This window comes from Allobosea sp. P4_H5, assembly GCF_056400825.1.
Genome location: NZ_JBFUKM010000004.1, coordinates 304,774 through 320,507, shown reverse-complemented (window position 1 = coordinate 320,507; position 15,734 = coordinate 304,774). Strand labels below are relative to the sequence as shown.

The window sequence follows — 15,734 nt, the reverse complement described above, 5'->3', positions numbered from 1 at the left end:
GAAACCTGATCATTTGCGGCCGGCGCTCTTTCGGAAGACGCCGACGAGTTCGATATGGGCGGAATAGCGGAACTGATCGACCGGCGTCACGCGCTCAAGCGCATAGCCGCCTGCGACCAAAAGCGCCGCATCGCGGGCGAAGCTGCCGACATCGCAGGAGACGTAAGCCACCAGCGGTACCTTCGACGCCGCAAGCCGCTTGACCTGCGCCTCCGCGCCGGCACGCGGCGGATCGAGCACGACGGCGTCGAACGCGTTGAGTTCGTGCTCCAGCAGCGGGCGGCGGAAGAGGTCGCGCTGCTCGACCGCGACCGGCTTCAGCCCTTGCGTATGGTTGGCGGCCCGGCTCAGCGCCTGGATCGCGGCCTTGTCGCTCTCGAAGGCGCAAACCTGCGCCTTCTCGGCGAGCCGGACGCTGAACGGGCCGCAGCCGGCGAAGAGATCGGCGATGCGTTTCGCCTTCGGGATCGCTTCCAGCACCAGGCGTGACAGGGTCGCCTCCCCCTCCGCGGTCGCCTGCAGGAAGCCGCCGGGTCCCGGCGTCACTGCCGCCTTGCCCATCAACTGGAAGGGCGCGCGGCGCTCGACGATGACCTCGCCATGCATGGCGAGGCGCGCTAGATCGAGCCGCTCGGCCGCTTCGGTGAGTTGTCGGCGCAAGCTGTCACCGGCCGGGCCGTGGCCGCGAATGTCGACATCGAGCCCGGCCTGCGAGGCGGTGAGCTGGATATCGAGCGGCTTGTTCGAGGAGCGCAGGCGGTTGGCCAGGAGCTGCGCCACGGCGGGCGCCCGCGCCAGGCCAGGGGCCAGGACCGGGCAAGCCTCGACCTCGATCAGATCATGGGTGCGTGCCGCCATGAAGCCGACCCGCATGCCATCGTCCTCGCGGCGGGCATGGAAGGTGACGCGCCTGCGGCCGGCGCCATGGGCATCGACCATAGCAGCGACCTCGGTTTCGAGCCCGGCACGAGACAGCGCCGTCACCACCTGCTGGCGCTTCCATTCGGCATAGAGCCCATCGCCCATATGCTGTGCGGCGCAGCCACCACAGCGGGTGAAGAGCGGGCAGATTGCGGCGATGCGCGAGGCCGAAGGCGTCAGGATCTCGACCACCTGCGCACGGTCGCCATCGCGCACGGCCCGCACACTCTCGCCCGGCAAGGCGAAAGGCACGAAGACCGGGTCGCCCGCCGTCTCGGCGACGCCGTCGCCGCGCTGGCCGAGCCGCGCGATCGTGAGCGTTTCATTCATGGCGAGGGCGGACATTGGGATGCTGTACTCGTGACCTTGTTGCGGGTTTGGCCTATCAGGTGGCGAGCGACAGGGAAATGGCTGGAGTTGCCTGACATGACTATCCGCAACGGCGTCGTCGAAGCGATCGGCAACACACCCCTGATCAAATTGAAGCGCGCCTCGCAGGAAACCGGCTGCGAGATCCTCGGCAAGGCCGAGTTCATGAACCCCGGCCAGTCGGTCAAGGACCGCGCCGCGCTCGCCATCATCCGCGATGCCGAGAAGAGCGGCGCACTCCGGCCCGGCGGCGTCATCGTCGAGGGCACGGCCGGCAATACCGGCATCGGCCTGGCGCTGGTCGGCAATGCGCTGGGCTACCGCTCGGTGATCGTCATCCCGGAGACGCAGAGCCAGGAAAAGAAGGACATGCTGCGGCTCGCCGGCGCGACGCTGGTCGAGGTGCCGGCCGTTGGCTACGTCAATCCGAACAATTATGTGAAGGTCTCCGGCCGCCTCGCCGAGGAGCTGGCCAGAACCGAGCCGAACGGCGCGATCTGGGCGAACCAGTTCGACAATGTCGCCAATCGCCAGGGCCATATCGAGACCACCGGCCCGGAGATCTGGCAGCAGACCGATGGCAAGGTCGACGGCTTCGTCAGCGCCGTCGGCACCGGCGGGACGCTCGCCGGCGTCGCCATCGCGCTCAAGGGCTTCAATCCCAAGATCCGCATCGCTCTCGCCGACCCGATGGGCGCAGCGCTCTACGCCTATTACACCACCGGCGAGCTCAAGGCCGAGGGCTCCTCGATCACCGAGGGCATCGGCCAGGGTCGGATCACCGCGAACATCGAAGGCGCTCCGATCGACGTCGCCTTCCAGATCCCGGACGAGGAGGCGATCCCGCTCTGCTTCCAGCTGCTGGAGGAAGAGGGCCTCTGCCTCGGCGGTTCCTCCGGCATCAACGTCGCCGGCGCGATCCGGCTGGCGAAGGAGATGGGCCCCGGCCACACCATCGTGACCATCCTCTGCGACTACGGCACGCGCTATCAGTCGAAGCTGTTCAACCCGGAGTTCCTGCGCTCGAAGAACCTGCCGGTGCCCGGCTGGCTCGAACGCGATGGCGGGCTGAAGGACGTGCTGGCCAAGGTGATGGCCTGATCTCGTGCTACTCGACCGGCGCACGCTTCAGGGCATCGCCGAGGGCAGCATCACCATCGTACTGCGGCGCTGGCGCCGACCGAGCGTCAGGATCGGCGGCAGGCTGCTGACGGCGATCGGCCAGCTCGCCATCGACGCGGTCGAGCCCGTTTCCGAGGCTGAGATCGACGACGACGTAGCGAAGGCGGCCGGCTTTGGCTCACGCGAGGACGCGCTCGCTGCGTTGGCCGGCCGCGACGGCAACCTCTACCTCATCCGCCTTCGTCTCGCCGGCCCCGATCCGCGCGAAGCCTTGCGCGAAGCCGATGACCTGACGGACGCCGAAGCGGAACAGTTGGTCCAGCGCCTCGACCGGCTTGATGCGCACAAGGTCTGGACGCGCGCCACGCTGGAGCTGATCGCGGCGCATCCCGGGCGACGCGCCGCCGAACTCGCGACCCTGCTCGGGCGCGAGATGCTGCCGTTCAAGCAGGATGTGCGCAAGCTAGGGGCACTCGGCCTGACCGAGAGTCTCGAGGTGGGCTACAGGCTGTCGCCGCGTGGCGAAGCCCTGCTGGCGAAGCTTCTGCCGCGCTGACGCCTCAAGCCGTCTGCGCGCCGGCGTCGATCGCCTCGATATCACCGGCGCGATCGTACTGCGCCTGATCGAGCATGCCCTGCCGCTTGGCGACGATGGTCGGCACCAGCGCCTGGCCGGCGACGTTCACCGCGGTGCGGCCCATGTCGAGGATCGGATCGATCGCCAGAAGCAGGCCCACACCAGCGAGCGGCAGGCCAAGCGTCGACAATGTCAGCGTCAGCATCACCGTCGCGCCGGTGAGGCCGGCAGTCGCGGCCGAGCCGATCACCGAGACGAAGGCGATCAGCACATATTCCTGGATGCCGAGCGGGACGCCATAGAACTGCGCGACGAAGATTGCCGAGATCGCCGGATAGATCGCGGCGCAGCCATCCATCTTGGTGGTCGCGCCGAGCGGCACGGCGAAGGCCGCGTATTCGCGGGGCACGCCGAGGCTCTTTTCGGTCACCGCCTCGGTCACCGGCAAGGTGCCGACCGAGGAACGCGAGACGAAGGCGAGCTGGATCGCCGGCCAGGCGCCCGCGAAGAAGCGCAGCGGCGAGAGCCCGTGAATGATCAGCAGCACCGGGTAGACGATCAGCAGCACGATCGCGAGGCCGAGATAAATCGCGAAGGCGTACCAGGAGAGCTGCTGCAGGGTCTGCCAGCCATATTGCGCCACGGCGTTGCCGAGCAGACCGATGGTGCCGATCGGCGTCAGGCGGATCACCCACCACAGGATCTTGCGCGTGATCGCAAGCAGCGACTCGTTGAAGGCAAGGAAGCTGTTGGCGCGCTCGCCGACCTTCAGCGCCGCGACGCCGACGACGATCGAGATCACCAGCAGCTGCAGCACGTTGAAGCCGAGCCGGGTGGTGGCCGCGCCGCCTTCGATCCGGGTCGAAGCCTGCAAGCCGAGCACGTTGGCGGGGACGAGGCCCTTCAGGAAGTCGAGCCAGGAGCCGACCGAGCCAGGCGCCTTGGCGCTGGCGGCGAGCACGCCGGAATTGATGCCAGGCTGGATGATCAGGCCGAGCGCGATGCCGATCAGCACGGCGATGAAAGCGGTCAGCGCGAACCAGAGCAGGGTCTGCCAGACCAAAGCAGCCGCATTCGAAAGCTGCCTGAGATTGCTGATCGAGGCGACGATCGCCGTGAAGATCAGCGGCGGCACCAGCGCCTGCAGCAGCTGCACGAAGATCGAGCCGGTCGTCGCCAGCGTGGTGGTCAGCCCGTTCGGCTGCCCGGCCGCGTCAGGTCCGATATTGCGGGCGATCCAGCCGAGCACGAGGCCGATCACCATGGCCGCCAGGACCTGGAAACCGAAGCTGGCATAAAATGGCTTGGGGCCGGCGGTCGCCGCGCCGGCTCGGGACGTCACTGTGGTCATGGCAGGAACTCGTCAATCGCCGCAGCGCGGCTGAAGATATCTGCCCGTTTTATAGGCGCTGTCGCAGCTTGCGGGAAGCTGAAGACTGCCATTTTGAGCCGGCGCGGCAGCGTAAATATTCTACACTATAGGGCATGCCAGGAATTTTCTTCTCTTAAGCAGGTCAATCGCATGCGGGCACCCAAGTCAGCGCAGCGGCCAGACCCAGAGGATCAACGGCACGGCGAGCAGGATCACCAGCGCCGAGAGCGGTGCGCCCAACCTGGCATAGTCGCCGAAACGATAGCCGCCCGGCCCCATCACCAGCGTGTTGCACTGGTGGCCGATCGGGGTGAGGAAGTCGCAGGCTGCGCCAATGGCGACCGCCATCAGGAAGGCGTCGGGATTGTAGCCGAGCGTCTTGGCGAAGCCGGCGCCGATCGGCGCCATCACCAGCACCGTCGCGGCATTGTTGAGGAAGGGCGTCACCGCCATGGCCGCGACCAGCATCAGCCCGACCGCGCCCCAGCCGGGCAGACCAGCGCCGATTTGCGCCAGCAGGCCCGCGAAGACATCGGTCGCGCCGGTGACGCGCAGGCTGTCGCTGACCGGGATCAGCGCCGCCAGCATCACCAGGATCGGCGCTTCGACCGACTCATAGGCATCGCGCAGGGTCAAGGCGCGGGTCACCAGCAGGAGCACCGCGGCAGCGAAGAAGGCTATCGCCACCGGCAGCAGACCGAGCGCAACGACTGTCACCGTCGCAGCGACGATCGATCCGGTGACGAAGCGGCGCCGCGTGCTGCCGAGCGCGAGGCTGCGCGCCGCCAGCGGCAGCAGGCCGAGCTCGCGCAGGCGCTCGGGCAAAAGGTCCTCGTCACCCTGCAGCAGCACGACGTCGCCGGCACGCAGGCGGATGTCGCGCAGGCGCTCGGTGAAGCGCTCGCCGGCACGGCTGATGCCGAGCAGGTTGATGTGGAAGCGCGCATGCAGGTCGATCTCGGCGGCGCTGATGCCTTCGAGCAGCGAGCCCTGCGTGACGATCGCCTCGCCGGTGCGGGCCGGGTCGAGCGAGCCTTCGCGCTGCGTCGAGCGATGTTGGCCGACGAGCTCAAGCCCGCCTTCGGCGACGACGCGCTCCAGTGCCTTGGGCTCGCCGCGCAGCAGCAGGATGTCGCCGGCGCGCAGACTGGCATCGGGCAGCGGCGCACGGCGACGCTCGCCATCGCGCAGGATCGCGACGACCTCGACCTCGCCATCGCCCGGCTTCCTGAGATCGGCGATCGTCTTGCCGACGAGCGGCCCCTTCTCTGGCAGGCGCGCCTCGGTGACGTAGTCCTTGATATCAAGCGCCTGGTCGAGCGAGCGCGAGCCCTGACGATCCTTCGGCAGTAACCGATAGGCAACGCTGAGGAAGGCGCAGCCGGCGAGCGCGATGCCGATGCCGACCGGGGTGAAATCGAACATGGCAAAGGGCTCGCCGCCGAGCTCCTGCCTGACCCGCGCGACAATGACATTGGGCGAGGTGCCGACCAGCGTGACGATGCCGCCAAGCAGCGAGGCGAAGGCCATCGGCATCAGGAAGACCGAGGGCGATTTCCCGTCCTTGCGCGCGAGCTGATAGGCGATCGGCAGCATCATCGCGAGCGCGCCGATGTTCTTGATGATCGCCGACATGGCGGCGACGACGAAGACGAGGACAGCGACCTGCGCCTGCGTCGAGCGCAGTGAGGGGGAGATGCGGGCGAGCGCGGTCTCGACCAGCCCGGAGCGCGCCACCGCGGCGCTGACGATCAGGGCGCTGGCGACGATGATGACGATGTCGTCGGAGAAGCCCTTGAAGGCCTCCCTGGCCGGCACGACGCCGAGCGCGACGCCCGCCAGCAGGGCCAGGAGCGCGACCACATCATAGCGCAGCTTGCCCCAGACGAAGGCCACCATCATCGCAGCGACCAGGGAGCAAGACAGAATCTGCGGCAGCGTCATGATAGGCAAGCTATCCGAAGGTGCGCCGCCCCGGCACGGTCAAAGCCATTTTTTCCAGCGGAAGAACATGTAGGGCAGCACGGCGAAGAGAACCATCAGGCCGACTGCCATGGGATAGCCGAGCTGCCATTCCAACTCCGGCATGGTCTTGAAGTTCATGCCGTAGATCGAGGCGATCAGGGTCGGCGGCATCAGCGCCACCGAGACGACCGAGAACAGCTTGATGATCTTGTTCTGCTCGATGCTGACCAGGCCCAGCGTCGCGTCGAGCATGAATTGCAGCTTGTTCGACAGGGAGGTGGCGTGCTCCTCGATCGCCTGGACGTCGCGCAAGGCTGAGCGCCACTCCGGATTGAAGCCGCCTGCCGTCTTCTTGGTGCGCTTGAAGTTGGCCGAGAGGTAGAGCAGCACACGCTCGACCGAGACCATGCTCTCGCGCACATTCGAGATGATGTGCTCGTACTGGCCGATCTTGCGCACGACCGCCTGATAGGCGCGCCCATGTTCGACATGGGCGCTGTCGCCGTCGAATATCTGACGCGAACGCAGATCGATGCGGTCACCGACGCCGCGCAGCACCTCGGCGGCGCGGTCGACGATAGCCTCGATCAGCCCCTCGATCACGCCGGCCGGCTCGAGTTCGCAGCCGCCGGGCTTGGTGACACGGTTCAGGAAGATGTTGAAGGCGCCCGGCTCGTCATAGCGCACCGTCACGAGCGCCTTCTCGGTCAGGATGAAGGTGATGTCCGCGAGCTTGGGAACATTGGTCTCGGACTGGCAGATGACCCGGGCCGTCATGTAGTGCGCCCCGTCCTCGGCATAGATGATCTCGGACGGTTCGAGATCGTGCATCTCCTCCTTGGTCGGGATCGAGATACCGAGATGCTGCTCGACCCTGGCATCCTCGGCCGGAGTCGGATTGAGCAGATCGATCCAGATCGAGCCGGGTGGAATCTCCTCATCGGCGGCGAGGGTCCCATGCGCGAGCTTGTCACCGCTCGTCTGGCAGATGCCGTGGATCAGGAGCATGGCCGGTCATCCGGAATCAGGCGCAGCGACGCTGCGGATTTGTGCGCACCAACTCCAAACGCCCTGCAGTGTCAAACCGATGACGGGACCATCCGTCCCCGCTTCAGGCCGTCTCCTGGGAGCCAAGCCCCCAGCCGCGGCTGTCGATGGCCGTCGGAGGCCGAGCGAACACGTAGCGAAAATTCTTGCCGGCCTGCCAGCCGATTCCGTAGTTGCTCTTGGGTCCCGTGGTGAACTTCTTTTCGCCCGTGCTGTAGTGATGGGTCTCCGGGCCATCCTGCCCCCATTCGCACAATGTGACGATGGCGGTTCCAGCTGCGGGCCCACCCGGCACGAAGCCTTTTATGTCGTGGATCAGCGCAACGTGCTTGTGCTTGCCTTCCGGCTTCACGGTGACGACGACATCGCCCTGCCGAATCTGTTCGATCCGCATCCGGCGCGTCGGCTTGGTGGCATAGTAGTCGAGATCGAACGACGGATTGAGGCCGTAATAGTTGCCGACATAGGCATTGCAGTCGATCGTCATGAACCGCGTGACGTATTGGGCCACCGTGCTGCACGCGGCCGGGCGGCCTGCGAGATCCTTGCCGGTTCCGATCCGTCCCGCCACGATCGCCAGGCGGATCGTATCGACGATCTCATCGGGACTGCCCTTGCCGCAGAAGGCCCGGACCGTGCTCATCTTGTAGAAGCCTTCATAAGCCGAAAGCTTCTTGTAGTCGGCCTGCAGGAAAAACCGGGACGGCAACCGGGCCTTGCGCTTGCCGTCGATCGCCATGTGCACCGCCGGCGTGAAGAAGGCGTTGTGCTCGGTCTGGCATTCGACTCCGTTGTTCCGGTTCTCGTTCGTCCAGTTCGAGCCCCAGCGCGTGAGCGGGGCCTTCTCCGGCAGGCCGGAGAGCGGGTTCGTCACGCTGAAATAGGTGTAGCGATCGAGATAAGCCTTGGGATCCATGCGACCCTCCCCAAGGGATCGCGCTCGGAAAGCACGCCCCGAAACGGATCGAGCTGCCGGAGCAAGCCTGCCGTTCGCCGGCAGCATAACCCCACGGGGCTCCTGAGCGAAGCGGATTTGACCTTACGTCATGGCGGCTCGCAAAGCCATGATGCCGCCCGACCTCACCATTCCGGCCACAGCGAAGCGGAGCGCCGGCATGACGGGAAAGCAAGTGACAATCCGGTCAGGTTACCGGCAGCCTGCTAGACGCCGCCCTTCACACCCTGCGGCGGCTTGATCTCCTCGGGCACGAAGAAGTCCGGCATCAGCGGCACCGACGGATCGACCCGGTAGGGCGTGAAGTCGGTGACGCCCTCGCCCGCCATAAAGTTGTCGTCGATCAGGAAGTTGCCCGAGAAGCTGCGCGAGGGCTTGTTGAAGACCATGTAGGCGGCATCGGCCAGCATCTCCGGCGTGCGGCTCGCCTGCACCATCTTGTCGCCACCGAGCAGGTTCTTCACCGCCGCGGTCGCGACCGTGGTGCGCGGCCAGAGCGCGTTGACGGCGATGCCCTTCGGCGCGAGCTCGCCGGCAAGGCCGAGCACGCACATGCTCATGCCGTATTTCGCCATGGTGTAGGCGAGGTGAGGCGCAAACCAGTGCATCTTCATGTCGAGCGGCGGCGACAGCATCAGGATGTGCGGGTTCTCCGCCTTCTCCAGATGCGGGATCGCGTATTTCGAGACCATGAAGGTGCCGCGCGTGTTGATCTGGTGCATCAGATCGTAGCGCTTCATGTCGGTCATCTGGGTGTTGGTCAGCGAGATCGCGCTGGCATTGTTCACGACGATGTCGAGGCCGCCGAAGGTCTCGGCGGTCTTGGCGATCGCCTCGGCGACGCTCTGCTCGTCGCGAACGTCGACCATCAGCGGCAGGCACTTTCCGCCTGCCGCCTCGATCTCGGCGGCAGCGGTGTAGATCGTGCCCTCCAGCTTGGGATGCGGCTCGGCCGTCTTGGCGGCGATGGTGACATTGGCGCCGTCGCGGGCCGCCTTGATGGCGATGGCAAGCCCGATGCCGCGCGATCCGCCGGTGATGAAGAGCGTCTTGCCCTTGAGCGACATGCTGGTCTCCTCCCTCATTCGTTCTGCAAAATGAACCGGCCCGGCTGGCTGCCGTCCGCATCGGTGAAGCCATAGGCGCGCGCCAGATCGGCGACATGCAGCACCTGGCCGGCATGGCGGCCGACATCCGGATCGGCCATCAGCGCCGCGACCGCACGCCCGGCATAGAGCGGCGTCTCGGTGGTCTCGTCGGCCATGCCGGCGTCGCGCACCCGCTCGGTCAGGACATGGCCGGGCGACAGGCCGAACGCGGTGACGCCGTAGGGCTTCAGCTCCTGCGCCATCGCCAGCGTCAGCCGGTTCATCGCCGCCTTGGACAAGTCGTAGAAGACATCGCCGAGATAGCCGCCGGCAGTGTCGAAGCTCACCGTGACGATCAGCCCCTGCCGCATCTGCACCATGGCGGGTGCGACGGCACGCGCCAGCAGCAATTGCGCATAGACGCCACTCTCGAAGCTCTGGCCCAGCCGGGCGACCGGGCGGCGCCAGAATGGCGCGCCGAAGGCGGAGCCATCCGAATAGCGCTCGCCGTCATAGCCTTCATTGCCGCCCCAGACCGCATCGACGACGCAATCGAGCCGGCCGAAACGGCGTAAGCACCAGGCGACGAGCTGATCGACCTCGCGCTCATTGGTGTGGTCGCAGCGATAGGGCTCGCCGCGGCCGCCGGCAGCCTCGACCTCGCGGGCGGTGTCCTCGAAGGTTTCCGAGCGCTGGTCGGTGCGTGGCCCCGCCTCGCTGGAGCGGCCGGTGACGATCACGCTGGCGCCGGCCTGGCCGAGTGCCCGGGCGATGCCGCGCCCGAGCCCGCGCGAGGCGCCGGCGACGAGGCAGACCTTGCCAGCGAGCGGCTTCAACGGGCTGTCATCGGCCATGGCGATACCGCTGGCGTAATGCGAGCGGCTCCGCTAGAAGCCCCTCCCCCGAACGGCGAGGACGATCATGGAAGCGAGCGAAGTCGCGGCCTGCTGGGAGGCCAATGCCGAAACCTGGACCCGGCATGCGCGCGCCGGCTACGACCTCTACCGGGACGCCCAGAACACCCCGGCCTTCTTCGCCAACCTGCCCGACATCGACGGCCTCGATGGCCTCGACATCGGCTGCGGCGAAGGTTCGAACACCCGCAAGCTCGCTGAGGCCGGTGCGAGCATCACCGCGATCGACATCGCCCCGACCTTCATCCGCCACGCGCAGGAAGCCGAAGCTGCGAGCCCGCTCGGGATCGACTACCGCGTCGCCGACGGCATGGCCCTGCCCTTCGCCGACGCCTCCTTCGATTTCGCCACCGCCTTCATGTCGTTGATGGACATGCCGCACCAAGACCGCGTGCTCGCCGAGGCCAAGCGGGTGCTGAAGCCCAGCGGCTTCCTGCAGTTCTCGATCCTGCATCCCTGCTTCGCCGCGCCCGGCCGCAAGGTCATGCGCGACGAGGCCGGCACCGTGCTCGGCATCGAGGTCCGCGAGTATTTCCGCGTCAGCGACGGCGAGATCGAGAGCTGGCGCTTCGGCGCCGCGCCGGCCGAGGAGAAGGCCAAGGTCGAGCCGTTCCGGGTGCCGCGCTTCCACCGTACGCTGAGCGACTGGATCAACCTCCTGGTCGCCACCGGCTTCCGGATCGAGCACATGCACGAGCCGGGAGTGGATGCGCAGACGGCCAAGGCCGTGCCCTATCTCGCCGACACCTACATCGCACCGCTCTTCCTGCACATGCGCGTGAGGAAGCCGGTTCGATAGATGAGGCGCGGCGGATAGCATCACGCCGCGAAGACCGCAGCCGAATCCTCGACCGCGCCGGCGCCCTCGGTCACCGCGAGCTCCAGCGCGGTGGCTTCACCGACATGGTGCTCGGCATAGAAGCGGGCGGTGGCGAGCGCCGCGGCGCCCTGGTCTTCGCCCTGCAGTGCCAGCGCCTTCTTCGCCAGGCCGGTACCGCCCTGGGCGAGCGCGAACAGCTTGAGATAGGGCGTCGCGCCAGCAAGCGCGCTCGCCTGGTCGATGCCCATCGTCGCCAGCATCCACTCGGTCGCGCGCTCGAGCGAGTCGACGGCGGCGCCCAGCCGCGCCGCGCTGTGGCCGAAGCCCGGCGTATTGGCCTCGCGCACAGCAGCGACCACGCCACGCATCTCGCCGATCAGCGCCTTGACCGCATCGCCATTGGAGAGCGGCAGCTTGCGCAGAACCAGATCGATCGCCTGGATGCCGTTGGTGCCCTCGTAGATCGTGGCGATCCGGGCATCGCGCAGATGTTGGGCGGCGCCGGTCTCCTCGACATAGCCCATGCCGCCATGGATCTGGACGCCGGTCGATGCGACCTCGACGCCGATATCGGTGGCGTAGGCCTTGGCGATCGGTGTGATGATCGCCGCCCGCTCGGCTGCCGCCTTGCGCTTGGCCTCGTCGGGCTCGCGATGCGAGCGGTCGAGCAAGGCGGCCAGCAGCAGCGAGAGCGTGCGCGCAGCCTGCGTCTTGGCGCGCATCTCCATCAGCATGCGGCGGATATCGGGATGGACGATGATCGGGCTCATCGGCGCACCCTTGGGTGCATCGAGCGCGGTGCCCTGCTTGCGCTCCTGCGCGAAGGCGAGCGCCTGCTGATAGGCGCGCTCGGCAATGGCGACGCCCTGCACCGCGACGTTGAGGCGGGCATTGTTCATCATCGTGAACATGCAGGCGAGGCCGCGATTCTCCTCGCCGATCAGCCAGCCGATCGCGCCGCCCTCGTCGCCATAGCTCATCGCGCAGGTCGGCGAGGCATGGATGCCGAGCTTGTGCTCGACGCCGGTGCAGCGGACATCATTGCGCTTGCCGAGCGAGCCGTCGGCATTGACCAGGAATTTCGGCACGAGGAAGAGCGAGATGCCGCGCGTGCCGGGAGGGGCATCGGGCAGGCGGGCGAGGACGAGATGGACGATATTGTCCGTCATCTCGTGATCGCCATAGGTGATGAAGATCTTCTGGCCGCTGATGCGATAAGTGCCGTCGCCGGCGCGCTCGGCCTTGGAGCGCAGTGCGTTGAGGTCCGAGCCCGCCTGCGGCTCCGTCAGGTTCATCGTGCCCATCCACTCGCCGGAAACGAGCTTGGCGAGATAGGTCTCCTTCAGATAATCGGAGCCATGGGCGTGCAGCGCCTCGATCGCGCCGACGGTCAGTAGCGGGCCGAGCGCGAAGGCGAAGGCAGCCGAATTCCACATCTCCGTGCAAGCGGATTGAATCAGCGTTGGCAAAGCCTGACCGCCATAGGCCTCCGGCCCCGGCAGCGCATTCCAGCCGCCTTGCGCCCAGGCGTGATAGGCTTCCTTCCAGCCCGGCGGCGTGACGACGACGCCATCCTTGAGCCTGGAGCCATGCCGGTCGCCGATGATGTTCAGGGGAGCGAGGATATCGCCGGCGAACTTCGCGGCTTCCTCAAGCACCGCCTCGGTGACGCCATCCGCGAGTTCCGGTGCCAGCCCCTCGTCGATCAGGGCGTCGAGCCCGGCGACATGGCGCATCGTCGCCAGGATATCCTCGACCGGAGCACGGTACGACATCGCTTACCTCCCTCGGCGCCCGCGGATTCCAGTCGGGCATTCTGCTCGTTGCGTTTGACGGCGATGTTAGCGACGAACTATGCCCGCCGCCACGCGCAAGCCGGCGCAGGTTCACGCATGCCACGTCGGCATTGTTATAGTTTACATATGAACTTTCAAGAGCGACCGTGACAGGACCTCGCCAGACCCAACGCCTTTCCGCCGACGAGGCCGGCATCGCCGCCGCCGCAGAGCTGCTGCGCGCCGGCAAGCTGGTCGCGCTGCCGACCGAGACGGTCTATGGGCTCGCCGCCGACGCCAGCGACGACCGCGCCGTCGCCTCGATCTATGCCGCCAAGGAGCGCCCGAGCTTCAACCCGTTGATCTCGCATCTGCCGGATGTCGAGGCGGCCCGTCGGCAGGGCCTGTTCGATGCGCCGGCATTGGCGCTGGCGAAGGCATTCTGGCCGGGGCCGCTGACACTGGTTGTGCCCGCCTCCAGCGGCTGCACGATCTGCAGCCTCGCCCGTGCCGGGCTCGACAGCGTGGCGCTCCGGGTGCCGTCGCATCCGGTGGCGCGCGCCGTGCTGCAGGCGGCGGGCCGGCCGATCGCCGCGCCCTCGGCCAATCGCTCCGGCCGGGTCAGCCCGACGCAGGCCGAGCATGTCCTCGCCGATCTCGACGGCCGCATCGACGCCGTGCTCGACGCCGGGCCGACGGCGGTCGGGGTCGAGTCCAGCATCGTCGCCTGCCTTGGCGGCGCCCCGCGGCTGCTGCGTCCAGGCGGCGTGCCGCGCGCGGCGCTGGAAGCAGCGATCGGGCAAGCCCTCGTCATCGTCGAGGAAGGCGGCGCAGCGCCGACCGCTCCCGGGCTGCTCGCCTCGCATTATGCGCCCCGCGCCGCCGTCAGGCTGAATGCGGAGGCGCCACGACCGGGCGAAGCCTGGCTCGGCTTCGGACAGGAACCGAACGCCGCACTGCCTGCGCTCACCTTCAACCTGAGCCCAACCGGCGACCTGACCGAGGCCGCCGCCAATCTCTTCGCCGCGATGCGCCGGCTCGACGATCAGCGCCCGGCGACGATCGCCGTGGCTCCGATCCCGATGCACGGCCTCGGCGAAGCGATCAACGACCGGCTGCGCCGCGCCGCCGCTCCGCGCTGAGATCCGGCCGTACCGCCTGCAACCGCTTGCAATTCCGCAAGATCTGGCAATGCTGCGCGCGGAGTTGCCGGAGAGTGACCATTGTCGATGTCGAAGCTCGCCTGGGATGATTTCCGCCTGATCAAGGCGATCGCCGATGCCGGGGGGCTGACCGGAGCGGCCGCAGCGCTCAACGTCAATCATTCCACGGTGTTCCGCCGGCTCGGCCAGATCGAGGAGCAACTCGGCCACGCCCTCTTCGAGCGGCGCAAGACCGGCTATGTCGCGACCTCGGCGGGCGAGGAGATGACGACGCTGGCCTCGCGCATCGATGACGACGTCACCGCTTTCGGGCGCAGGCTGGCGGGGCGCGACCTCGCTCCTTCCGGCGACTTGCGGGTCACCACCACCGATACACTCTATCTGCATGTGCTGCTGCCGATCTTCGCAGCGTTCCGGGCGGCGCATCCGCTGATCCGGCTCGACGTCGTCATGGCCAGCCAGACGCTCAACCTCTCGCGTCGCGATGCCGACGTCGCCATCCGCGCCAGCGATTCACCGGGCGAGACGCTGGTCGGCCGCCGCCTCGCCAATCTGAACTGGGCCGTCTACGCCCACGCCGGCGCGCCGGCGACCGAGGCCGAGGCGCATGAGCCGAAGCTGCTGTTCCGGCGAGACTGGGTCGCGCTCGGCGACCCGCTCGGCTATGTCAAGGCCGCCCGCTACGTCCGCGACCATGTCCCGGCCGAGCGCATCGCGCTGCGTTCCTCGGCCGTTCTCGGGCTGACGGAAGCGGTCGAGCAGGGGATGGGCATCGGGCCCCTGCCCTGCTTCATCGCCGACCAGCGGCCGGGACTCGTGCGCCTGCTGCCACCGGACCCGGACTTTTCCACCGGGCTGTGGATCCTGACCCATCCCGACATCAGGCACGCGCCGCGCGTGCGCGCCTTCATGGATTTCGTTGGGGGAGAGCTGGCAAAGCGCAAGGCGCAGCTAGAGGGAGCGGGATAAGTAAGCCTCAGGCTATTTCTGAGCCAAGCCGCCTGTTACCTGCCGCTTAGGTTCGCCGGCGGCATTTTCTTGAGCGGATCCCCGGCCGATACTGCCTATATTAGAGAAAAACTGCGACGCCTGATTGCGAGCAAGTTTGATCCGTTCATCCTCAAAGCGTTTCAAAATCTCACGCATCTTCACCTCATCATCCGCTGTTACCAGTCGGGCCTCGGCGATAATTTCGCGCATCCGGAATCGCCCCATCTCGCGAAGCTCCCAGAGTTCTCGGATTTGGAACTGCGCCATCAAAGTCGTTACCAGCGCGGCAATCGCTGGCAGACTAGCTAAAAAAATCTTGTTACGGCCGCCTTCCCCATAGCCAATGGCGATAAGAAACGATGTCAACGCGGTCAAAATTAGTGCGGTAATCGAACCACCGATCCAAAGGTAATTCAGCATACTTTTTTGCCGATCGTACCAGCGCTCATCCTCTTTAAATTCTTGAATTAATTCGTATTTCCTACAATAGGCGTGCTCATATGGTGTCTTTGCGACGTCAGGTTTGCAGCCGGATTCCGGATTGAACGCAACCGTACGCTGCGGTTCCTGAGCAATAACAGCCTTGCTTTCCAACATCAGGCCAAGCAGCAACATCAGCAGCAGCCCGATTGCCGTCTTTCGCATTGTTACACCGA

The 15,734-nt window shown here is 66.7% G+C and carries 14 protein-coding genes; 5 read left to right on the top strand and 9 right to left on the bottom strand.

Going from position 1 to position 15,734, the window contains the following annotated elements; genetic code table 11:
* Window positions 1–9: 9 nt before the first annotated feature.
* On the bottom strand, window positions 10–1,251 hold the full coding sequence (locus AC1DS0_RS10650; protein WP_476814314.1) for a class I SAM-dependent RNA methyltransferase: 1,242 nt from the start codon (window positions 1,249–1,251) through the stop codon (window positions 10–12).
* 96 nt (window positions 1,252–1,347) lie between these two features.
* Between AC1DS0_RS10650 and AC1DS0_RS10645 the strand changes: the two genes are divergently transcribed.
* On the top strand, window positions 1,348–2,391 hold the full coding sequence (locus tag AC1DS0_RS10645; protein ID WP_476814313.1) for a cysteine synthase A: 1,044 nt from the start codon (window positions 1,348–1,350) through the stop codon (window positions 2,389–2,391).
* A 4-nt stretch (window positions 2,392–2,395) separates the two neighbouring features.
* Complete coding sequence (locus AC1DS0_RS10640) at window positions 2,396–2,968, top strand: ASCH domain-containing protein (protein WP_476814312.1); 573 nt, start codon at window positions 2,396–2,398, stop codon at window positions 2,966–2,968.
* 4 nt (window positions 2,969–2,972) lie between these two features.
* On the opposite strand, the gene AC1DS0_RS10635 is transcribed toward AC1DS0_RS10640, so the two are convergent.
* The 6 genes from AC1DS0_RS10635 to AC1DS0_RS10610 all read right to left on the bottom strand — a co-directional run bounded on the left by AC1DS0_RS10635 (window position 2,973) and on the right by AC1DS0_RS10610 (window position 10,270).
* Window positions 2,973–4,340, bottom strand: coding sequence for a dicarboxylate/amino acid:cation symporter (locus AC1DS0_RS10635; protein ID WP_476814311.1), 1,368 nt, complete (start codon window positions 4,338–4,340; stop codon window positions 2,973–2,975).
* Between the two features lie 186 nt (window positions 4,341–4,526).
* Window positions 4,527–6,305, bottom strand: coding sequence for an SLC13 family permease (locus AC1DS0_RS10630; RefSeq protein ID WP_476814310.1), 1,779 nt, complete (start codon window positions 6,303–6,305; stop codon window positions 4,527–4,529).
* 39 nt (window positions 6,306–6,344) lie between these two features.
* The gene (locus tag AC1DS0_RS10625; RefSeq protein WP_476814309.1) at window positions 6,345–7,334 is read right to left on the bottom strand and encodes a magnesium transporter CorA family protein; all 990 of its coding nucleotides are present in this window, start codon (window positions 7,332–7,334) and stop codon (window positions 6,345–6,347) included.
* Window positions 7,335–7,437: 103 nt separating this feature from the next.
* Window positions 7,438–8,376, bottom strand: coding sequence for a hypothetical protein (locus tag AC1DS0_RS10620; protein ID WP_476814308.1), 939 nt, complete (start codon window positions 8,374–8,376; stop codon window positions 7,438–7,440).
* Between the two features lie 158 nt (window positions 8,377–8,534).
* Window positions 8,535–9,395, bottom strand: a complete 861-nt coding sequence (locus tag AC1DS0_RS10615; RefSeq protein WP_476814307.1) for an SDR family oxidoreductase — start codon at window positions 9,393–9,395, stop codon at window positions 8,535–8,537.
* Window positions 9,396–9,409: 14 nt separating this feature from the next.
* On the bottom strand, window positions 9,410–10,270 hold the full coding sequence (locus tag AC1DS0_RS10610) for an SDR family NAD(P)-dependent oxidoreductase (protein ID WP_476814306.1): 861 nt from the start codon (window positions 10,268–10,270) through the stop codon (window positions 9,410–9,412).
* Window positions 10,271–10,337: 67 nt separating this feature from the next.
* On the opposite strand from AC1DS0_RS10610, the gene AC1DS0_RS10605 reads away from it, so the two are divergent.
* The gene (locus AC1DS0_RS10605) at window positions 10,338–11,129 is read left to right on the top strand and encodes a class I SAM-dependent methyltransferase (RefSeq protein ID WP_476814305.1); all 792 of its coding nucleotides are present in this window, start codon (window positions 10,338–10,340) and stop codon (window positions 11,127–11,129) included.
* 20 nt (window positions 11,130–11,149) lie between these two features.
* On the opposite strand, the gene AC1DS0_RS10600 is transcribed toward AC1DS0_RS10605, so the two are convergent.
* Complete coding sequence (locus AC1DS0_RS10600) at window positions 11,150–12,925, bottom strand: acyl-CoA dehydrogenase (protein ID WP_476814304.1); 1,776 nt, start codon at window positions 12,923–12,925, stop codon at window positions 11,150–11,152.
* A 167-nt stretch (window positions 12,926–13,092) separates the two neighbouring features.
* Between AC1DS0_RS10600 and AC1DS0_RS10595 the strand changes: the two genes are divergently transcribed.
* Together AC1DS0_RS10595 and AC1DS0_RS10590 are read left to right on the top strand one after the other, a co-directional pair.
* A complete protein-coding gene (locus AC1DS0_RS10595) occupies window positions 13,093–14,067 on the top strand; it encodes an L-threonylcarbamoyladenylate synthase (RefSeq protein ID WP_476814303.1) in 975 nt (324 codons plus the stop codon).
* A gap of 87 nt (window positions 14,068–14,154) precedes the next feature.
* Window positions 14,155–15,057, top strand: a complete 903-nt coding sequence (locus tag AC1DS0_RS10590; RefSeq protein ID WP_476814443.1) for a LysR family transcriptional regulator — start codon at window positions 14,155–14,157, stop codon at window positions 15,055–15,057.
* Window positions 15,058–15,069: 12 nt separating this feature from the next.
* On the opposite strand, the gene AC1DS0_RS10585 is transcribed toward AC1DS0_RS10590, so the two are convergent.
* The gene (locus AC1DS0_RS10585) at window positions 15,070–15,723 is read right to left on the bottom strand and encodes a hypothetical protein (protein WP_476814302.1); all 654 of its coding nucleotides are present in this window, start codon (window positions 15,721–15,723) and stop codon (window positions 15,070–15,072) included.
* Window positions 15,724–15,734: the final 11 nt, after the last annotated feature.